The 21412-nt window shown below is 39.6% G+C and carries 17 protein-coding genes; 8 read left to right on the forward strand and 9 right to left on the reverse strand.

Features of this window, described 5'->3' with window-relative positions:
* Positions 1-6: 6 nt before the first annotated feature.
* Entirely contained in the window at positions 7-1305 is a 1299-nt protein-coding gene (locus tag DS2_RS09000) for a glycoside hydrolase family 16 protein (RefSeq protein WP_035014405.1), read from the reverse strand.
* Positions 1306-1769: 464 nt separating this feature from the next.
* Here DS2_RS09000 and DS2_RS09005 point away from each other — a divergent pair, with 464 nt between their 5' ends.
* Positions 1770-2495, forward strand: a complete 726-nt coding sequence (locus DS2_RS09005; RefSeq protein WP_160168553.1) for a helix-turn-helix domain-containing protein — start codon at positions 1770-1772, stop codon at positions 2493-2495.
* Here DS2_RS09005 and DS2_RS09010 read toward each other — a convergent pair.
* Positions 2482-4041: an alpha-L-fucosidase gene (locus DS2_RS09010; RefSeq protein WP_035014407.1), complete on the reverse strand. Its 1560-nt coding sequence runs from the start codon at positions 4039-4041 to the stop codon at positions 2482-2484. The genes DS2_RS09005 and DS2_RS09010 overlap by 14 nt on opposite strands.
* Before the next feature lie 194 nt (positions 4042-4235).
* Here DS2_RS09010 and DS2_RS09015 point away from each other — a divergent pair, with 194 nt between their 5' ends.
* Complete coding sequence (locus DS2_RS09015) at positions 4236-4916, forward strand: NAD(P)H-binding protein (RefSeq protein ID WP_035014408.1); 681 nt, start codon at positions 4236-4238, stop codon at positions 4914-4916.
* A 53-nt stretch (positions 4917-4969) separates the two neighbouring features.
* Here the strand turns inward: DS2_RS09015 and DS2_RS20825 are convergent, their stop codons facing one another.
* The 4 genes from DS2_RS20825 to DS2_RS20700 form a co-directional block, all read right to left on the reverse strand.
* Positions 4970-5455 (reverse strand): DUF6880 family protein, encoded by a 486-nt coding sequence (locus tag DS2_RS20825; protein ID WP_051479753.1) that lies wholly within the window; start codon positions 5453-5455, stop codon positions 4970-4972.
* 19 nt (positions 5456-5474) lie between these two features.
* A complete protein-coding gene (locus tag DS2_RS20830) occupies positions 5475-6065 on the reverse strand; it encodes a DUF6880 family protein (RefSeq protein WP_051479754.1) in 591 nt (196 codons plus the stop codon).
* A 156-nt stretch (positions 6066-6221) separates the two neighbouring features.
* Entirely contained in the window at positions 6222-6830 is a 609-nt protein-coding gene (locus DS2_RS09025; RefSeq protein WP_200870130.1) for a DUF3800 domain-containing protein, read from the reverse strand.
* Complete coding sequence (locus DS2_RS20700) at positions 6818-7033, reverse strand: DUF3800 domain-containing protein (RefSeq protein WP_200870131.1); 216 nt, start codon at positions 7031-7033, stop codon at positions 6818-6820. The genes DS2_RS09025 and DS2_RS20700 overlap by 13 nt, the downstream gene beginning before the upstream one ends.
* 479 nt (positions 7034-7512) lie before the next feature.
* On the opposite strand from DS2_RS20700, the gene DS2_RS09030 reads away from it, so the two are divergent.
* The 3 genes from DS2_RS09030 to secF all read left to right on the forward strand — a co-directional run bounded on the left by DS2_RS09030 (position 7513) and on the right by secF (position 10812).
* Complete coding sequence (locus tag DS2_RS09030; protein ID WP_235188571.1) at positions 7513-7959, forward strand: hypothetical protein; 447 nt, start codon at positions 7513-7515, stop codon at positions 7957-7959.
* A 128-nt stretch (positions 7960-8087) separates the two neighbouring features.
* Complete coding sequence (gene secD, locus DS2_RS09035) at positions 8088-9908, forward strand: protein translocase subunit SecD (protein WP_035014410.1); 1821 nt, start codon at positions 8088-8090, stop codon at positions 9906-9908.
* A gap of 1 nt (position 9909) precedes the next feature.
* On the forward strand, positions 9910-10812 hold the full coding sequence (secF, locus tag DS2_RS09040) for a protein translocase subunit SecF (RefSeq protein ID WP_035014412.1): 903 nt from the start codon (positions 9910-9912) through the stop codon (positions 10810-10812).
* Between the two features lie 78 nt (positions 10813-10890).
* On the opposite strand, the gene DS2_RS09045 is transcribed toward secF, so the two are convergent.
* The gene (locus tag DS2_RS09045) at positions 10891-11268 is read right to left on the reverse strand and encodes a VOC family protein (protein WP_035014414.1); all 378 of its coding nucleotides are present in this window, start codon (positions 11266-11268) and stop codon (positions 10891-10893) included.
* 147 nt (positions 11269-11415) lie between these two features.
* Between DS2_RS09045 and DS2_RS09050 the strand changes: the two genes are divergently transcribed.
* The gene (locus tag DS2_RS09050) at positions 11416-12549 is read left to right on the forward strand and encodes a hypothetical protein (protein WP_035014415.1); all 1134 of its coding nucleotides are present in this window, start codon (positions 11416-11418) and stop codon (positions 12547-12549) included.
* Positions 12550-12638: 89 nt separating this feature from the next.
* On the opposite strand, the gene DS2_RS19830 is transcribed toward DS2_RS09050, so the two are convergent.
* Together DS2_RS19830 and DS2_RS09060 are read right to left on the reverse strand one after the other, a co-directional pair.
* Positions 12639-13952 carry an RICIN domain-containing protein gene (locus DS2_RS19830; RefSeq protein WP_051479755.1) on the reverse strand — a complete coding sequence of 438 codons (1314 nt, stop codon included), beginning with the start codon at positions 13950-13952 and terminating at the stop codon, positions 12639-12641.
* A 183-nt stretch (positions 13953-14135) separates the two neighbouring features.
* Positions 14136-15134, reverse strand: a complete 999-nt coding sequence (locus tag DS2_RS09060) for a LacI family DNA-binding transcriptional regulator (RefSeq protein ID WP_035014446.1) — start codon at positions 15132-15134, stop codon at positions 14136-14138.
* A 294-nt stretch (positions 15135-15428) separates the two neighbouring features.
* On the opposite strand from DS2_RS09060, the gene DS2_RS09065 reads away from it, so the two are divergent.
* Both DS2_RS09065 and DS2_RS09070 read left to right on the forward strand, forming a co-directional pair.
* Positions 15429-18167, forward strand: coding sequence for a TonB-dependent receptor (locus DS2_RS09065; protein WP_035014417.1), 2739 nt, complete (start codon positions 15429-15431; stop codon positions 18165-18167).
* Positions 18168-18265: 98 nt separating this feature from the next.
* Positions 18266-21403, forward strand: a complete 3138-nt coding sequence (locus tag DS2_RS09070; RefSeq protein ID WP_051479756.1) for a glycoside hydrolase family 2 TIM barrel-domain containing protein — start codon at positions 18266-18268, stop codon at positions 21401-21403.
* Positions 21404-21412: the final 9 nt, after the last annotated feature.

Consider the following 21412-nt stretch of genomic DNA (forward strand, 5'->3'; position numbering starts at 1 on the left):
ACCACCTTATGGTTTACGCTGATAATAACGAACCCAGTCAATTTGCATTGCGGTTCCGTCAATTGCATCCGTCACTGGGCCTGCAATTTCTGCTTTTAAAATAGCTAAACTAAATAATAAAGTTTGCTCACTAAAACACACATCATTGCGCATGGTGTGGTATAACTCACCATCAAAGTAAAACTTGAAGTAGTTTTCATCCCATTCGATACCATAGGTATGATATTCCTCGCCAAAATTGGCGACATCAGCCGCGTCATAGTTTTGTATTTCAACCCACTCACTGCCGTTGTGGTATTCAATTACATAATCACTGATTAAGTTACGATAAAAACCTTTTGAGTCGCCATATTCTTGCAGCCAGCCATTTACAAACTGAATAGCGCCAATTTCTTTGGCTGAGTCCCATTCTAGCTGCAACCATTTTTTGCCATGCTTTTCAGACACCCAGCGTGTATCTAATTTGTTATCTATTGCAAACACGTCTTTTGACGGTAATTTGTTAAACACACCATTGGTAGTGAGTTTAACGTCTGACGCCAAAGCGTGATTGAGCAGGTTATCTGTCAACTCGGCTGTGGGAGCCGAATACCCAGTTGATGACGGCGCAAGCGCTCTAAATTCTGCAATATGAATTGACGCTGGGTTAGATGAAGTTAAACGAATTTTGTTAGTTTTTACCGGTGTATCTAAAATTATGTTGTGATCTGGCTTTCCAAGTAAGGTCCAATGTTTTTGCTCTGAATCGTGAGTTACTCGCCCATTGGGTAAGGTGTACGTATCTGTCCAATTATGCACATTGGTGTTGATGATATTTGGATAATGACCTTCGTTAATGTCTATTTCACAGGCTTTTTGCCCGTCTTTAACCCCTTGTTTTGGCCAAAACCAAAACGAATTATTAGTGCCATAGGCCGCTGCATATTTGTATCTAGCTTCAAAATAACCATAACCAAAAGTGCGTTTACTCCAGACATTACCTGTAGTCCAATCTTGCCCACCGCGACTTTCTTTTATCGCTTTTAAGTGCAATATCCCATCTTTGACTTGTGCATTTTCGCGCCAGCGGCTGCTATATACCCAAGGGTTTTCAGTAGGGCCATTTTGTGAAATCCAGTTTTCATCTAGTTGTTCATCCGCATAATTAAATTCGTCTTGCCAAGCGAGTTGCCATTTAGACATATCAATGCTTTTAGTGCCTTTAAAAGCTTGTGGTTGCTGCGTTTTTTCTTGAATATTTGCACACGCGTTTAAGCCTGAGCTTGCCAATAAAACTGCCAGCGCAGCTTTTGAATAAAACTTCATACAGTCACCTTTGTCGATTATTTTTAGAGTGTTGGTGTTAATTGTTTTCAACCAACAAAGGTGACACTTTTACAAAATATTTTTTTACACTAGAAGAAGACCTCCGCCCAACAAATTGTTAACATACAACAAAAACCAACGCAATGAGAGGGGTTATGGAAACCAGAGCTTTGATATCTTGGGAGGTATTTACACAGGCCGTACTACCGTTGGCCGCATCAGTGATTTATTTGTTGCTTATGGCTTATTTTTGTTTTGTAACGCAAAAACCAATGATAAATAGATTCTTTGTCGTTTTCATAGGTTGTTTTGTTATATTTCTGCTCGGCCCGATGGTAAATCTATTACCCTTTGACGCTGCGCACAGATACTACGATTTATTTAGAAATATCGTCTTTTTTTCGATAGGAATTCCTTCCTTATTGCTTGGATTAGCTCAAAGTGCTGAGTTAAGTTTGAGCAATGTGACAAAGTATAGTCCTTTCCTGCTAGGCGCAACTTGGTGTAGCATATTTGTATTGGCCCCGCCGCTCGATTCAATAACCCCAAACGAACTACCTTGGCAAAATGTATTGTTTAATCCACAGCAGGTGTACTGGTTTCAAGTTGCTTGGGTATGTGTTGTTGTACTCATACCTTGCTTATACCTGTTAACTAAAACACGAAAATCCTTGCTGCTGTGTTTAGCCACGATATGGTTAAGTTTATGTATGGCGTTGGGAATTATCTTTAACCAATGGAGTTGGTATTACGGCGGCGCTAGCTTAACTGTATTCTTTTGGGTTTATTTTGTATTTTCTGACCTAACAACCGCTAGAAACTCTCTCATAACAAAGTCTCCTTTTCAAACAACTGATACCGAACACATAGTTGTTAGTAAAATTAAGCATTACATTCAAGATAACTTAACCGCAGATCTCACTTTAGACCTTATCTGCCAACAAATTGGGGTTAGTCGCACGCGTGCTGTACAATTGTTTAAACAGCAAACTAAATTAACCATAAATCAATACATAACGAATACCCGTATTGACCGGGCAAAGCATTTGCTCGTTAGCCAAAATGCGACCCAAACAGCGTATGATGTAGGATTTAATAACCCAGCCTATTTTTCAACCGTGTTTAAAAAACAGACTGGATGCTCGCCAAAAGTGTTTCAACAAAAATTAAAGGCTACTATTCAAACTTAAAAGCATAGGCAATTTGTTCAGGCGCATCAGCCGTTAATTCAATGTATAAAGCATCTGCTTTTTGCTGCCAACTTTTTATGTAGTCGCCGTTTAAACTGCTTACTTTGCTAAAATTTGCCACGCCAATACTGTTGTTTTTAGCCAGAGCGAGTATTTTTAGCGGTTTTCTAGGTGTGCCCAAGGCAATTGCATACAAAGCATTTTTGCTTTGGGTAAAGCGAATGTCGTTTGCTGTGTAATCTACGTGTTTAGTAAAGTGTCCACCACTTTCCATTTGTGTTGGGCCTTCACCATATATCTTCCATGGTCTAGTGTTGTAAATTGCTTCTCCGTTTACCGCGAGCCAATCACCTAGTTCATATAAAACCTCTTTTTGGTCTTGTGGAATTGTCCCATCTGATTTTGGCGATACATTTAACAATAGTTGGCCATTTTTACTAACAATGTCAATAAAGTCATGAATCACCCATGACGCGGGTTTTACCTCTATACCTTCAACGTAAGACCAGCTCCACTTGGTGATAGTATCATCCGTTAACCAAGGCGCACCGGTTAACTTATCTCTGCGTCCCTGCTCGAAATCTTCAACCGAAAAAGTTTCAGGCATATCCATATCCTTATGCGTCATCATCACCTCCTTTCCCCAAGTTTGTGCTTGATTTAGATAATATGCTGCAAACTCATAACGCTGCTGCTGCGGAATTAGATCAAGCCAAGTATCAAACCAAATCATGTCTGGTTGATATTTATTGATAACCTCTTTTAACGTCCCCAACCAAAAAGTGTCTAGCCACTCAGCTTCTGGCACATTGCCATACAACCATTTCAATTTTTCATCCTCAGAACTGGTAGCTAGCTCTTCAACCCAAGGAAAATGAGAATTCCAGAAAAAATGGTACATGTCTAAATGTCCATATCTTTGTTTCGCTTGCTGCAGCGTTTGCCCCTTGTATCTCTGTAAATTTCGGGCATGGTGAAAGGTTGTTATCAACTTAATATCTCGTTGGCGCAATGCGTTTGCCAGCTCACCGGTAATATCCCTTTTTGGCCCTATATCAGCCACATTCCAAGGAGTAATATCACTATCCCATAACGCATAACCATCGTGATGCATTGCGACAGGTCCAGCAAACTTAGCGCCAGCTCTTGCAAACAATTCAGCCCACTCATCTGCATCAAAGTGTTCGGCAGTAAATTGTTCAATCATATCGTGATAAGCAAATTCGCTAGGCTGTGCAAAACGCTGACTATGCCATTGTTTTAAATCAATATGGTATCCTGGTTTATCCCCTTGCCAATCCTCTTTGTTTAAACCAAAGTGCATCCACCTCGGGTACCATTCATTGGTTTTTGCAGCAACAGTATAAGGCCCCCAAGTAAAATAGATGCCAAGCTTAGCATCTCTAAACCAGTCTGGGGCGGCGTAATGTGTGGCTAACGATTTTTCAGTTGGTTGATAGGTTTCTTTAGATGTTGAGTCTGTTTTTGTACTACAAGAAGCAATTAAACTAACAACTAAAACACTGTATATAAATTGTCTAATCATGGTTATTCCTCTTCTAAGATGGACATGAAAAGACTAATAAACTGACTGATTAAAACTTATAAATTGAGCCATTTTTCTTATAAAAAAAGACTTTTAGTTTAAAAAACACATTTAACAATCACACCAAAGTGTATTAAAGTCACGATAATGACTATTTTGGTACTGCCTTTGCACTAATTAGAATTGGTGGAGTGATGAACATTGAGGCTCAAAAAAAAATTGTATTCTTAGGGGCTACTGGAGCTGTTGGTTCAGTCGTTTTAACTCGTGTTTTAAGTTTTTCTCAAGTCGTGAAAGTATTATGTCTGGGACGAAAAAAAATTGATGTAAAAACCCCAAAATCGAACTTTAAGTCGGAAATTATCGATATTCATAACCCCAATACTTATGCGGAGTTAATCCATGGTTTCAACACCGCAATTTGCACCCTAGGTGTTGGTGAACCGTCAAAAGTAACAAAAGATGAATTTGTTGCAATTGATAAAACTGCAGTTTTAGAATTTGCTAACGTTTGCAAATTGCAAGGTGTAAAACACTTTCAGTTACTTGGATCTGTAGCTGTAGATAGCAACTCTCGAAATTTTTACCTGCGCACCAAAGGCGAATTAATTGAAGAACTAATTCGACTAAATTTTGAAAGGCTGAGTATCTTTCAACCCTCTATGATCATAACGCCTAAAAACAGATATGGATTACTACAAGCTTTAACGCTCAAGTTTTGGCCAAAACTTGATTTTATATTGCAAGGTCAGCTTAGAAAATATCGAGGTATAAAAGTCGAAATATTAGGAAATTCAATAGCCAACAATACTCTAACTAACAGAAGTGGTCTCGAATATTTGAAATATGACGACTTTTTGGCCCTACAAAAATAGCAGATGACTACAACTAAAAATGTCAGGGTTAGTTGTTTTCAACCAACAAAGGTTCACTTTTTGAAATTAGATTTTTTGAAATGAGCGTTAAAGAAACTAAAGTTAACTCTTGCCCAAAAGGCTCTTTTACGTTTGTGCTGAGCTTTTAACTGCTCGACATATTCACTGTGATGAATGTGAGTCTGATAGTCAGTAATTTTAGGCGCCAATACAAATAGCTTTTCAAGATATGTTGCAGCGTAGTGATAAGCCTTAGAGCGAGCTGATTGTAAAATATCATCAATTAATGAGCGGTAGCATAAACTAGCTGCTAAAGGCTGGGCGTTTTTTGCAAAATTTTTTGCCCAATCAGGCAAAGCATAGTAGCCAACTCTAGGTAACTCACTGGTATTATTAATAACCTGATCCGCCGTAACATCGATTGCTTTCAATTCAATTAAACTGCCAACCCTTACACTAAAATCATCAATTGTTTGCGCTTTTGCGACAGCTTGCCGAGTTAAAATTTCACGCTCGTCTTCACTACTAATTTCAAGCAATGCGGTTAAGTTATGGTGGTTAGGTAACTGTTGATATTGCTGGCGGCGCAGCTCTACTTGCGCTAAGCAAAATAGCTGTTTTTTCTAGCAAATAATCCCACACTGAATAGCCATTATTGTTAAAGCGTTGTAGCACTTCATCCTGCCAATTTATCGTTTTTTGGCTAGGTTTTATTGTTTGTTGCACTGCTCGCAATTGTTTAGCAGCGGTTAACCATGTACCAACAAAAGTGCGATAAATATCGCCAATATATCCGCTTGAATCATCGGCTCGTTCATATACTTTTTCATGGCTTTGCATAAAAGCATCCGCCAGTTCAAATACTGCTTTGTGCTGGGTATTTTGGGAAACTAGCTCAGCTATTGAATCTGCAATATCATGCAATTCACTGCAAAACGAACGAGTATGGCGATAATCAATAAAGCGGGTACCTCGTTTAACGCTTTGAATGCGTTTTTTTAATAACTTAACTTGTTCGTAGGCCGATTCTTTACTGGCAAATAACTCAATTTTTTGTTGGAGATTAGGTAAGTCGCTATGCAGTTTTACAATAAACTCTATAAGCTCGCTTTTATCTAAATGATCGAGCTTGTTAATCAGTTTGTTCACTGTTACTAACCTTAGTTGTTTTGTTTAATTATAAAAAATGCTTGAGTTCGACTCGAACACACTACTATACTAAGCACAAGTGGATTGGGAGTGCCCGATCGGCGTCATAACCTCGGTGAGTGCATCGAGGTTTTTCGCTTTCTAGAGCCAAGAAAATTACGGAAAATGTTTTAACCCCCATTGGTCAAATCCTTTACCAATTTCACATCTGCCACCTTCACAATAAAATTTTTTAGTGAGAATTTCAAAAGCACGATTGGTTTGTTTGGGATCAATTACGTGGCGACCAATTGGACGTGCTACTAAATCAGCTAATTGTAACCCTGCTGAATTTGACGTTTTAGCTGCCATACGAATTTTAAAAGGCAGATCAAGTTGATACTTATTTTCACCATCACAAATACGGCGAAACTCTAGCTCTAATTCATTGTCTTCTTTTGCACCTCGGCGTTCGACTATCACATGAGTTTCTAACTCTTCTTGCCCTTTTTCTTTAACCAAAGCAAACAAAGTTTCTAAACAATGTTTTAACGCAATATGATAAATATTGTCTGTGTCGTCTGGCGTAGAAATTTTATGCTTTTCAATAACACACGAAGCCAAAATAAAATTACTGTTATCAATAATCTCGCTGAGTCGCCCGATAAATTTTTGTTTTTCTGCTCTATCTTTAAAAATAACAAAATCGCCTTTTTCTTTGCGTATTTCGTGATCATGCAATATCACCAAATCATGACCAAAATAATCAAATTTTAACTGCTGCAATTTCGGTACAACTTTGCCAATGAATGTGATTTATAAAAAATACAAAATGCGAGTACAAACACCGGATAATCTGGATTTATTGACGTTAAGCTGTGGTCGCCGCTTCCATCAACATATACAACAAAGTCACTAAATTTTTGCGGTTGATTTTCACTTGTCATATTTTTTCTTCCTTGTTTTTGCTCGACGTTATTACCTAACATTTGTGCTCTTTTTCTGATTTTTGTACGCTTACGGTCTTTTTGGCAATAATAGACCACTGTTAAATAACTTGCGAACAATGGCTCTTTTTTGATCATCTGAATATTTCACTTAACACTGACCTACCGCCTCTGTATTTTTTATGAAAGCTTCCAATACTGTAACCATTCATTCGATACAAGTGAGCTAAACAGAGTCGATATTGCTTGTTATTTTAAGTTGCACCGAAAGTTAAATTAAGCAGCTTTGTTATTTTAATATGTCGATGGCATCGACATGAACAGACAACATGTCGATATTTTTGGAAAATTTCGACATTAGAATACTAACACGCATAAAAAACACGATATTTTGTGCACGTTTTAGCGCTTTGGTTTTGCAAGCGGTGTTAGTCTGTTAATGCAATTGTTTTACTCTAGCGCTTGAAAAACCACTTAATTGGACATATCTTCACCGCATGAGATTTGAAGCCGATACAAAAATGGTTAAAACATTTTTGTCCGTTTTATTGTTATGTGTGTTTATGCTACTGAATATGGGTAGTCGGGCTTCTATTGCCGAAAATTTGCAAACACAATCGACAAGCATTTCCATTTCTGTTGACGCTACTGCTGCAATTGACAACTTAAATCTAGACCAAACAGGGTTGGTGCATAAGTTACCAGCCCCAAACCCAGCTGAGTTGCCGCATCGCAACCCAGTAACCCACCCGAGTTATTTTCTCGACAGTGAGCAGCAACCTGACTATCAACTCATTTATGCTTTAGCTGATCCTGACATACCGCGTATTGTTATATATCAACTTATAAAACCTGTCACACAGCCTTGGTATCAATGTACTTCAAGGCCGCGCACTGGTGCGATTGATAATTGCCAACCGGCAAATTTAACCTATCGCTCTCAACTCACCTTCGCTCACATTAGCTGATATTTATTTTAAAGCAGCGCCTAAACCAATTCATTTGAGTATTGTTTTTGGCATTAAAATTTTTATGAGTTTTAAGCTGGTTTTGAGTAGCCCTTTGTACTGCTCACCAGCTAAGTGAGTTTATTATTATGTTTACAAAATCACCCAATGCACAAGCTGCTTGGCAAGTGCGGTTCAAGCGTATATGCGTTGTTGCTGTCATACTGCTACTGGCAGTTTGTGCTTTACCGAATTTATACCAAAACAAAACCCTATTAAGTATCCGTCCGTTAACAAACGAGCATACTTTGCCCAACAACGACTTAGTCAAACAAGTTTTAGAACAGCACCACTTCAAGGTTGCCTATATTGATTCAAGCAACACAACAACTGTTGAACTTACCCAACAAACTGAGTCAGCTGCTGCGCAGCAGTTGCTCGCACAATCATTTGGCGAGCGCGCATCCATTACAGTAATAGAACAAGCAACCGCCCCACTCTGGCTGCAAAAATTGAGTTTATCACCAATAAAACTCGGTTTAGATTTAAATGGAGGTGTATTGTTTGTGCTGAAAGTTGACACCAACAAAGCACTTGAAAAACGCATGGAAAATATCGCGTTAGAAGCGCAAGCGATTCGAGTGAAAGACAAACTGCACGGCGTTCGTATTGAACAAAATACAACTCAGGGGTTGCAATTGGTTGCTACGCCACAGGGACAAACTGGGTTACAGCAACTACAAAACAAGCTATTAAAACAGTATCCACATTTAGATGTGCACACAAAACAACAAGGCAACTTACCCCGTGCAACTTTAAATTATAGTGAGGCAGGACAAGCTGAATTTAACCAACAAATCATGCTGCAAGCGTTAACAACGCTGCGCTCTCGCATTGAAGAATTAGGCATAACCGAGGCGGTAACTCAACGCCAAGGTGAGAATTATATCCGTATTGAACTACCCGGTGTACAAGACCCAGCTGCAGCTAAACGCATTATTGGCGCAACTGCACAATTGTCGTTTCATGCACTGCAAGACTTTGCTGGTAAACAAGTTGAAGCCGAGCATGGCATGGTAAATATAAATCCCTTAGCAATATTTACGGGTGCGGATATTGATAGCGCGCAAGCTGGCAGAGATGAATACGGCAAACCACTAGTTGAACTGAATTTATCGCCACAAGGCGGTAATAAAATGCTGCATTTCACTCGCGATAATGTCGGCAAACCTATGGCAACTGTATACAGCGAATATATTGCAGACACTAATGGCGAAATTCAGCAAAGCAGTAAAGCAATTTCTGTCGCAACCATACAGCAAGTGCTGGGACAAAGGTTCAGCATTACCAACCTAGACTCTTGGCAAAAAGCGCAAGATTTAGCTTTGTTATTGCGAGCAGGCTCGTTAGATGCCCCCTTAACCATAGTTACCGAGCGCACTATAGGGCCAAGTTTGGGCGAGCAAAATATTAGCAGTGGTTTTCAAGCTCTGGCACTTGGCTTGTCTTTAACCTTGGCTTTTATGTTGTTGTGGTATCGAAAACTTGGGCTCATCGCCTGCATTGCACTGTTTGCCAATTTAATTTGTTTAATTGGATTAATGTCACTTTTACCCGGCGTGGTATTAACCTTACCTGGTATTGCTGGTTTAGTTTTAACCATAGGCATGGCGGTTGATACCAATGTGATTATTTTTGAACGTATAAAAGAGGAGCGTAAACAAGGAACTAGCATGGTTGCGGCACTGCAGCGAGGTTATAAACAAGCACAAAGCAGTATTATTGATGCCAATTTAACCACTATGATCAGCGCAATTGTTTTAATGTCGATAGGCTATGGGCCAATTAAAGGTTTTGCTATTACGCTAGCGCTGGGCATTGTCACCAGTATGTTTTGTGGTGTTGTGGTTTCAGCACAATTGTCACAATGCTTTTATCGCTTTAATTCAGCAGCAACTAAAGGAGCATAACATGGATAATATTTGGCAAAAGGTTAGAACATTCGGCTTAAGTTTAAGTATTGTCGCCGTTTTACTAAGCTGTTTATTAATCGCCCAATTTGGTTTACAGCTTGGTCAAGATTTTACCGGCGGCTATGTTACTGAGTTTCAAATTGCTCGCGATTTAACGGTCAATGCATTCGAACAACAATTATCACCCTATGTTGAAGGTGAATTTAAGTTATCTAACATAGGTGCGCTGCAATGGCAATTGTTTCAACCTCCGCAAGAAAACTTAGCACAACCACTTGCATGGCAAAGTGCACTACCCGCAGATTTAGGCTTACAAATTTTAGATAGCCGCTATGTTGGTGCTCAAATAGGCGCTGAGCTCATTGAACAAGGAGGACTTGCATTATTGATGAGTTTATTTGCTGTTGCTATCTATTTGATTATACGTTTTGAATGGCGACTCGCCCTATCGGCCTGCTTAGCATTATTGCATGATGTACTACTGACTGTTGCTTGGTTTGCATATACTGGCATGGAATTCAATTTAACTGTATTAGCCGCTTTGTTGGCCATAATTGGTTATTCGTTAAACGACTCCATTATAATCGGTGACAAAGTCAGAGAGTTAGTTCGCGCTTATCCAGATAAACCGGTTGCCAATACAATTAACCAAGCATTGGCAAGTACGTTAGGTAGAACAATTATTACCTCGTCAACCACCTTAACAACTATCGCCGCTATTTGGTGGTTAGGAGGTGCTAGTTTAGAGGGTTTTGCCAGTGCATTATTTGTCGGAATTGTCTTGGGTACTTGGTCATCCATTTTTGTTAGTGCTACTTTGCCACAATGGTTAGGGCTAAGTTACAACAACTACCAGCAAAACCTATCAGAGAGAGAACTCCAGCAACTCGCAGAGCCCTAAGGCTGATGTCGTAAATATTCTCCCTTGCCTTATGCAAGGGAGAATATTGTGACTTTAATTAAAATACTGTCAGGTTTATTAACTGGCATTTGGATTAAAATGAAAGTTTAGTTTATTTCCATCCAAGTCTCTTATATATGCGCAATAAAAACCGCCAGAGCGTATTCCGGGAGCTCCCTCATCCGACGCGCCTAGCGCCAATGACTTTGCATAAAGCTGGTCGACCTGCTGTTTAGAACTGGCTTGTAGGGCAACCATAGTACCATTTCCAACACTTGCCATTTCTCCGTTGTAAGGACGGATAATAGTAAAAATAACTGACTTCTTATCTTTGGCCCAAGCGATACTGCGCTCATCTGTAAAGATTTTTTTCACATCCATAATTTTAAAAATCTGCTCATAGAAAGCACCCGCTCTATCGATATCATTTGAGCCCAACGTTATATATCCAATCATAATTTTTACTTCCGTTTTTATTTAGCAACACTGTTTAACGAGTATAACCTTCAATTTAATTATGGGTAGAAAACCAATATTTCGAATTGATGCTATAAAATCACATATTGTGTACAATCAAATATCATCTAAATTTGTGGTTTGGTTATGAAAGGTTCGATTGTCGCGTTATCTGCAGTAATGCTTTGCATTGTTGGTTTGTTTTCATTTTTTCTTCGGCAGCCTGCCGATTCGCTAGCACAATCAAACAATCCAACCACAAGTGAAGTTGTACTTGATGATGTAAAATACTTAACACCAACACATACTGTGCATGACTCTTCTAACCTTAAATCCCCTTCTGACTGTGAAAAAGCCCTCTTGCCACTTGATAATCGACAACATATTAAAAGCTGTATTGATTTATTGTCCGCTGAACAGCCACCATCAATTGAACACTTAATGAATTTATACAAAGCATGGGGGGCAGTAGATTTGAACAACGCATTGGCGCATTTAGTTGCCCAACCCGCTGAAATTTCGAGCTATTTAATTTATGACGTGATCAGTGCTGCAAGCTCAGATAACTTAAATTCAGTGTTAGCTTGGCTCGAATCACAAACACTAGAAGAAAACCTCAAGTCTGATTTAATCGTATCTGCCTATGTTGGTGCGAGTGAAAATAACCAAGCGTCGATATTGGCGTTAGCTGAAAACCTAACCAATCCACAATTAAAAACTCAAATAATAGACAGTATTTTAGTTAATTGGGCAAAGGTTGAATATGCAGCTGTATTAGCTTGGATTGAAGGGCGCGAGCGACCTTATATGTACCACACAGTTATCAACAAACTAGTGTTAAATATGTTAGAGCAACAACCCGCTGAAGCTTTATATTATTTAGAGTTAATGCCAGAAAATCCGCAGAAAACCAAACTGATATCTCGCTACGCGCATGTAACAGCAAAGCAAGATTTAAGCTCGGCTTTAACTTGGGCAATAACATTAGATGAACCAGCTGAGCGCGCCGCAGCATTAACCTCTATTTTAGACTTAGCGGTAGCCGAGCCACAAAATCAGCAATTCGCTTGGCAACTGGCGCTAAACGAAACAGAAGCTAGCGTTCAACAACAACTGCTAACGAGTGTTGCGCAAAATATCGCAAATCAGGATGTATTGTGGCTGGTTGACAAGTTTGCTGGTGTTCCTGAGAGCAGTAAAGCTGAAGTTGCTCAAATTATTGTACAAAAGTGGCGAGAAATAGATGAAGAAGCTGCGAATAACTGGGCGAATTCGTTATAAAGTAACCTACCTCTTGAATAAAAAGAAACCCGCTACCAGTTAACTGATTGCGGGTTAAACTAAGTTAGTACGAGTTGGTACTAGCTAGTTTACTGAAATTTCCATTGCTGGTTATTGCCATTGCCACAGCCCCACTGCTGTAGGTTCGCGCCATTTGTAGTCGCAGAATTGGCAATTTCTAAACATTTGCCACTGTGTTTAGCTTGTAATTGGAACCAACCATTGCCTTTATCTAACAATTTAAATTGTTGGTTGGTGCCGTTGTAACAATTCCACTGCACAAGATTTGCACCATTGGCTGTCGCTTTACCTGCAACATCAATACATTTATTGTGCTTAGTTTTCATTTCATAATAACCGCCGCCTTTAGCAACAAATGTGATGTCTTGGTTAGTATTGGTTGCGCTACAATTCCACTGTTGCATATTTGTACCATTGGCAGAATTGCCCGCCGCTAAATCTATACATTTATTGCTATGTCTTGCTTTTAAAGAAGTAGCACTTGTTGGTGGTGTTGGAGCTGAAGCACTTGAATCAACTGGTTTATAAACACGGATCCAATCTACATAAAAAATGCTTCTGGCAGGATCGGCTAGTTCGGCTGGTGTTGGTTTAACATCACGCCAATCTTGATGTTCCATATCAATAATAATGTGCAAAGGTTTATTCACGCCAGTGCCATTGGTGTAATTATGTGGATCAATCATTTGCTGGCCTGAAACACTTCTAACCAACACGCCGTCAATATAATAATCAACATTCCAAGGATCTTTCCAGTGCATACCATAGTTATGATAAGCAACGCGCCATGGCTCTTCATTATTGTATATCCAAGAACCTGCATCCTTTGGTTGATAGTCTTGGAATGGTTCGCGAATAAATACGTGGTGGCTCACATGCATGCGGCGATCAAACCACTCTTGGCCTGGTCTGTCACTCCCGTAAGCTTCCATAGCATCTAATTCTTGGGTGGAATCGGCACTTAACATCCACACCGCATTGGCCATAGTATTGTTGGTTGATTTGGCCCGCGCTTCAATATAAAGCGGATAAGTAAATGTTTGTTTTGAAGAAATAATACCTGCGTAAACTTTGTCTGTGCCTGGTTTTTCAGCCGCCTGTAAAGCTAATTTACCAGAATTGGTGTACGAGTGACCTGAGCTAAACTCTGTATCGCCCGGCCCTTTCCAAGCATTAATGTAGCTGTCGTTCCAACGGCTAGTAAAAGCGCTTGGTTTGTTATTTGGTGAAGCTGCGTAGTTAAAGTCATCTGAAATAGATAGAATTTGCCAAGTTTTGTTTTGACCTGCTGGTGCTGGAATAGGTACGCCATCCCAGTCTGCTGCATACATAGTTGTGCTGGATAGTGCTAGAGAAGCACAGAGTGTGATTTTTTGAAGCATCAATAGAGCCCTCTTTGTGTAAGTGTATTAAGCGCAATTATAATTGATCACCAACAGTTAAATGTAAACAATAAATCAAAGAAATTTTAACACAATTAGAGAATACTCAATTGCCCTAACTCGTTACATCTAACATTGTCATGTGCTCGCAAAGGCCTAATTTTCGGCAATGCACAACAGCGACTAAATTTTTGATACTGAGCTTCTTTCTATTAATTTTGGAATGAATTTATGGCTGGTACCCAATGTTTTCTTGCTACTAGTTAGATCCAATGACAATTTCACCGCATAGTCTGCCATTTCTCGAATTGGATAGTGCATGGTTGTTAAAGCTGGACGACAAACTGTAGATATAGCTAGATCATCAAACCCTATAACTGAGATTTCGTCTGGAATTCTTACTCCTCGATCTTGCAACTCATTCATTGCCCCTACAGCCATATTATCATTATAAGCTAATATAGCTGTAAATTCATCAGACTTGTTTAACAACTCTAAAACGGCCTGCTTACCACCGTCAATTGTTGGCGCTGCTTGGGCAACTAAACAATTATTTGTATCAATTCCGTGTTTTGCCATAACAATCTTCGCGCCATGGATTCGATCAAAAGGGTCTGCTATCTCTGAGTTACTGGTAATAAAAGCTATATTGTTATGCAAATTATCCAATAGGTAGCTAGCAGCCATATTACCACCAGTAACATTATCAACACAGACACATCGCTCAGCTATCTGTGGTATAAATCGATTCATAAGGACCAACCCAGGAACCTCTGCACACAGTTCAAGTATCTTGCTTTCATCGCAATGAGATTCATCCAACAAAATATTGTTAAAACCTCTTTTGATTAATGTTTTTACCGCATTTAAATTATTTTGATCTTTACCTCTTGAATTACAAATATCAACGGTTACGCCGAGTTCATCAGCAGCATCAATCACGCCTGCAGCTAATGTTCCAAAAAATGCTAGCGAAAGATCAGGCGTTACCAATCCAATAGATGTAGAGTTTTTGTTAGCTAACGCTCGTGCATTAACATTGGGAATATAACCTGTTTTTTTAATAGCTTTTTCTACTTTATCTTTGACAGATTTAGATACGACATCTTTTCCACTTACCACTCTAGAAACTGTGGAAGTAGACACACCAGCTAATTCAGCGACATGCTTTAACGTTATCACGTTTGCTTTCAACCTCTTCAGAAAATATTAAACAAGTATCCTTTACGTTGGCAAATAATACCACTTTTAGAATCTACGCATCACAAAACAAAAATAATGACATCGCAACCACATTATATTTCCTTATTATACATATATTTAATAATTTTGTTAAACATTATTTCTGCAAGCGCTTGCAGAAATAAAAATTAAAACATACTATAAACATGTGCTGTACAACAATTAAACATTAATTGTAAAACCTGCTCTACTACTCAGCACCATATAAAACAAAAAACATACTAAGGACTAACAATGTATAACAAAAAATTTATCAACCTCTCTGTGGCAGTAGCTGTTAGTAATGCCCTAATAAATGCTCAAGCTATAGCTCAAGAACCAAACGAAACAGAAATAATTCTAGTCAAAGGAATCAAAAGCAGTTTAGTAAAAGCGATAGACACTAAACGAGAAGCCCGGGGGGTTGTTGATTCCATTTCTGCAGAAGATATTGGCAAGTTCCCTGACCAAAACGTCGCAGAATCGTTACAAAGAATTCCGGGGGTTGCTATTGATCGTAGTGGCGGTGAAGGCCAAAGAATAACAGTTCGTGGATTTGGTCCGGAATTCAACAATGTATTGGTCAATGGCCGGACAATGGCAACAGAAAATCAAGAGCGAGACTTTAGTTTTGACACGCTAGCATCAGAGTTGATCAGCGGGACAGAAGTGTATAAAACATATTCAGCTGATATGACTGATGGCGGTATTGGCTCTACTGTTAACCTCATTACAGCAAGACCTTTTGATATTAGTGGTAGCAAATTTGTGTTCAGTGCAAAAGCCTTACATGAGGAATTATCCGGTAAAACTACACCTCAGTTTTCAGGTTTAGCTAGCGGTACATTTGCTGATGATACCCTTGGTCTACTAATTTCATTTTCACATCAAGAGCGAAAAGCTAGAGTCGATCAAGTTAATACAAGAGGTTTTTTAAACGACGTCGATTTATCGCACGTTGGGGGCGCTACAAGCTCATTTGTACAACAAACCAACGACCAAATTGTTGACTTTCAGGACAGAACTCGGACTGGAGGGACTGTCGTTTTGCAATACGCCCCATCGGAAGATCTGACCATTACAGCTGACGCGCTCTATTCGGATTTTAACGTTGAATCTGATGCAACTTCAATTGGGCATTGGATGACCATGAGTGAGCTTTCAGATATCACCGTTGATGCCAACGGTACTGTCACCCAACTAACCCACAGCGATAACGGCGCGACGGATTTTGTCGCTAGAAGTTTCAACAGACCAACATCCACGAAAGGATTTGGTTTAAACGCCGAGTGGAAAATCTCAGACAAGCTAGAAATGCAATTTGATATATCCGAAAGCTCTGCTAAATCGGACAATGGCGGTAATGATATATTTGCAGTTATTGGTTTTAACAATAGTATTAGTTCGACCAATAACTCTGGAATCATCAAAGTTACAGGAATTCCGGAATTATCACCTTCTTTAGGTCGTGCTCACTTGGCAAATCGAGAAGGTTTAAAAATTGAAGATGATGTCTCTGAAATCAAAGTTGATGGTTCGTATTTCATTGAATTAGGACCACTTACTTCCATCAATTTTGGTGTTGCGAGTTTAGATAGAGAAAAAGCAAACACCAGTTATGGAACAAACTCTAGCGTCTTATGCTTATATTGCGGTTACCCTATCGATGTCCCTGATAACTTGCTAACCTCTTTCACGCCAGACGGTTTTATGAGCGGTGAAGATACTGATGGCGTACCGACAAGTTGGCTAAGGTTTGATGGCGATGCTTATTTTGACTATCTTGAATCTGATGAAGCTGCAAGTGCTCGTGACCAGGCACTTAATTTAGAATCAGGTACTACTCGGGCAATTTTGGACGCTAACAATGGTTTTAGCCCTCAGAGACAGGCTGATTCATTTGCGATTGAAGAAAGTGTATTAGCCGCGTATGTCGACTTAGCCTTTGACGGCGAATTGGCCGATATGTTTTGGCGAGCCAATTTCGGATTGCGCTACACCGAAACAGATATGACAGCCAAAGGCCGCCAAATTGCCCTGCTTGCGCTGGAAGAAATTCCTAATGATGAAACACTATTGACCGCGGTATTCACAGAAAACGAAATAGCAGTAAATAAAACAAATTCATACTCAAATTTATTGCCTGCATTTAATTTCCAGCTAGACATCACGGATGATTTAATTGGCCGATTCGCTTATTCACAAACGATCACCCGTCCGACTATGCGCACTCTTGCACCAAGGACAAGTTATGATGTGTTAAGCCCAGGTGCACTTCGAGCTAGTTCAGGCAATCCCGAAATAGACCTATACGAATCAACAAACTTTGATCTGTCTTTGGAATGGTATTTCAGTGACGTAAGTTATGTTTCAGCTGCATATTTTAGAAAGAGTGTTGATAATTTTATTGTTACTGGCATTCGAAAAGAAATCTTTAAGAACCCCAATACAGGAGAAGATATCACAGAGCCTGATGGGTCCGAAGCGTTATGGGACGTGGCTGGATTTGTCAATTCTCCTGAAACACTTTCTGTTGACGGCCTAGAACTGTCCTACCAGCAAACTTTTGACATGCTGCCAGGTATTTTTAGCGGGTTAGGTGTATTTGCCAATATAACTATGGTTGATAGTGATACTGAAATTGATGTTAATAACCTTGAAGAATCATTCGCATTAACAGGCTTGGGCGACTCTCGTAACTTTGTTGTTTTCTATGAGAAAGATGCTTTGCAAATGCGTGTCGCTTTAAACCAAAGAGACGAATTCTTACAGACATTGAGAAACCCGACAGGCGGCGACCCAATTTTTGTTGAAGATTATAGCCAAGTAGACATGAGCGCGAGTTATGACGTTAGTGAAAATATCACGGTATTTTTAGAAGGTCTGAATGTAACCGGAGAAAAGGTTAAATCAAAAGGACGTTTTGACAATCACTTTGTATCACTTGTGGACTCTGGCGCACGCTACACCTTTGGCATAAGAGCCAGCTACTAAATTAAGCATAAGTGCAGCACTAGTTAATGGATACTAGTGCTGCGATCTGCCCAATAAAAATGTACATCCTATTTAAACATTAATTCGAAGAAATCATCATGCCTCTACCAAATAGTATTCCGCCATATTTCTGGCAAGCACCTGAACTCATCAATATTCATAGAATTGCATCTAGGCCAAGGCTAATCTCACAAAGCTCTATTGAGTCAGCAATATCGGGAGTTCCTGAAAACTCGCCTTTTTACATGCCATTAAACGGAGATTGGTATTTCAATTATATAGATAACCCAAACCATGCGCCGCAGGGGTTCGCAAGCGAACATTTCGATTTTTCAACTTGGGACACAATAAAAGTCCCATCAAATTGGACAATGCAAGGCTATGGAAAACCTCATTACACAAATGTGCAAATGCCTTTTTCCGACTTTCCCCCAAATGTCCCCCAACACAACCCAACAGGACTTTATTACACCACTTTTAACATTAATGACGAATGGCACAAACGCAGAACAATTCTGCATGTTGGCGCTGCTGAAAGTGTATTGGCAATTTGGTTAAATGGTACATTTATAGGTTTAAACAAATGCTCACGCTTACCCGCAGAGTTCGATTTAGAAAACGCATTAAAAAAGGGAGAAAACATTTTAGCTGCAATGGTTGTCCAATGGTCTGACGCATCATTTATTGAAGACCAAGATCATTGGTGGATGGCAGGCATATTTAGAGAGGTTTTTTTACGCTCAACACCTAAAGTTAATATCGAAGACTTGTTTATTAAGCCTGTCTTGAATGATGATTTCACGTCAGCAACTTTGTCACTAAAGGCAAGACTGAAATTTCCTAGTACCCCCTTCGGCAACTGGCGCTTACGCGTTTCACTGTTAGATTATTGCAACAAACCGGTATTTGATGACGAATGGATAACGAACTTTGAATCAAAAACATACATTGAGCGTGAAGCTTGGTGGCAGATATCAACCGAACGCACTGTAACGCAGCCAAACTTGTGGAGTCATGAAACACCAACATTATACAAAGTAGTTGTCGAGTTGATTGATGACAACGATGATGTGGTTGAAGTTGTCAGTCAATCAACTGGATTCAGGAAAGTTGAGATTAAAGATCGTTCATTATTGATTAATGGCCAACGCGTTATAATAAACGGCGTTAATCGCCACGACCACCACGATACTGATGGCAAGGCTTTGTCACGCGAAACTATGGAATTGGATGTATTAACAATGAAACGCTTCAATGTTAATGCAGTACGCTGTGCACACTACCCCAACGACAGCTATTTTTATCAGCTTTGTGATAAACATGGTCTATACGTCATAGATGAAACCGATCTCGAAAGTCATGCCTTTCGACTCAACTTATGCGATGAGCCTAGATATGCAGCGGCTTGGCTTGACCGTGGTATGCGAATGGTACAAAGAGACAAGAACCACCCTAGCATAATTTCATGGTCATTGGGTAATGAAGCTGGATACGGCTGTAACCATGATGCTTTGGCAGCTTGGATCCGAAAATACGATGATTCTCGAATCATTCATTATGAGGGCGCGACTAGAGATATGCACTGGGACGATAATTTTGACACTCAGTTTAGTGAAAACAGATCTCATCGACCAGATCATTTTTTAGCTACGGATTTAATTTGTCCAATGTATCCGTCACTAGAAAAATTGATAAAATTTTCAAATGAGTATACCGACCCTCGTCCCTGTATCCCCTGTGAATATTGCCATGCCATGGGTAATGCAAATGGTAATTTAAAAGAATATTTCGAATTATTTGAGACTATGCCTGGTCTGCAAGGCGGCTTTATTTGGGAATGGATTGACCATGGAATAGTCAAGCAGAGCACAAATAATGAAAAGTATTGGGCGTATGGGGGAGATTTCAATGACAATCCAAATGACATTAACTTTGTTATTGACGGACTAGTTTGGCCAGATAGAACACCTCACCCAGCTCTGTTCGAATTCAAAAAGTTAGCCCAACCAGTCACAATTGAACAGAACCCAGTTAACCCAGCTGTATTTAGAATTACAAATAAACAATATTTCACAACCACTAGATGGTTAAAGTTTAGTTGGGTTGTCGAGTCTGAAGGTGTAGAAATTGCAAACAGCGAACACTCTGGCTTTACTATAGCTGAAATTGGCCCGAGACAGTCTATCGAATACATTTTACCTAAGCATGTATTTGAGAAAGCTCATGCTAACGCAAGAGAATCATTTATTCGCTTTAGCATCACAGCCAGCCACAACACCAGTTGGTGTAACACTGGAGATGAAATCGCATGGGAGCAACATGCATTATGTCGAGCAAAAAATCAGCTATTGCCACACACCATTGCGCCTTCTACCATTCAAGTTAAAAATGACGGTCAAATCTGCTGGAATGGAACTAAACTGCAAATGGATCTCAACACTGGTTTGTGGCGTTCTTGGTATAAAGATAGCACTGAGTTACTTGCGTCTGCGCCAATTTTAAACCTGTGGCGCTGCCCAATAGACAATGATGGATTGCGCTTAAAAAATGAAACTCGACCCAAGCCATTGGCAAACTGGCGCCGCCTAGGGTTGGACGATTACGATGTAAAACTGGTTGGCTTGAAGCAGTCGTCTGAAAAAAATATATATTCAATAACCGTTGACCATGAAATTGTATTGCATAGTGGCAGTTCTGTTATCCAACAAACAATTTGGACATTCTTGAAAGATGGTTTGATTAAAGTTGACACTGTGGTCAAGATTGGACCTGAGATAACCGACCTGCCCAGGATTGGTATTCAGATGCAGTTGGCTAGTGGAATAAAAAATTGTGAATGGTATGGTATGGGTCCCCATGAATCTTATTGTGACCGTAAATCAGGCAATTGGATTAGTCGTTTTTCAAGTTCTGTGGCAGCGCAATATGTCCCTTATATCTTACCGCAATCACATGGTAACCATACTGATGTCCGATGGCTTGAATTAACTCACGAAAATGGCTCTAGGCTGAAGTTTACCTTTCCTGAACCTCTAAATGTTTCAGTAAGTCACTTCACCGACAAAGACCTAGAAAATGCACGTCATACAATTGACTTAAAACCACGCCAAGAAACAATAGTAAATATTGACTACAAGCAACGTGGTTTAGGTAACGCAGCTTGTGGACCAGATACACTTGAACAGTATCGAATAACATCGGGAGTTTATCACTTCCAGTACTTCTTAGAGGTTTAAATAAATATA

The sequence above is a fragment of the Catenovulum agarivorans DS-2 genome, from assembly GCF_000568405.1.
GTDB lineage: Bacteria > Pseudomonadota > Gammaproteobacteria > Enterobacterales > Alteromonadaceae > Catenovulum > Catenovulum agarivorans_A.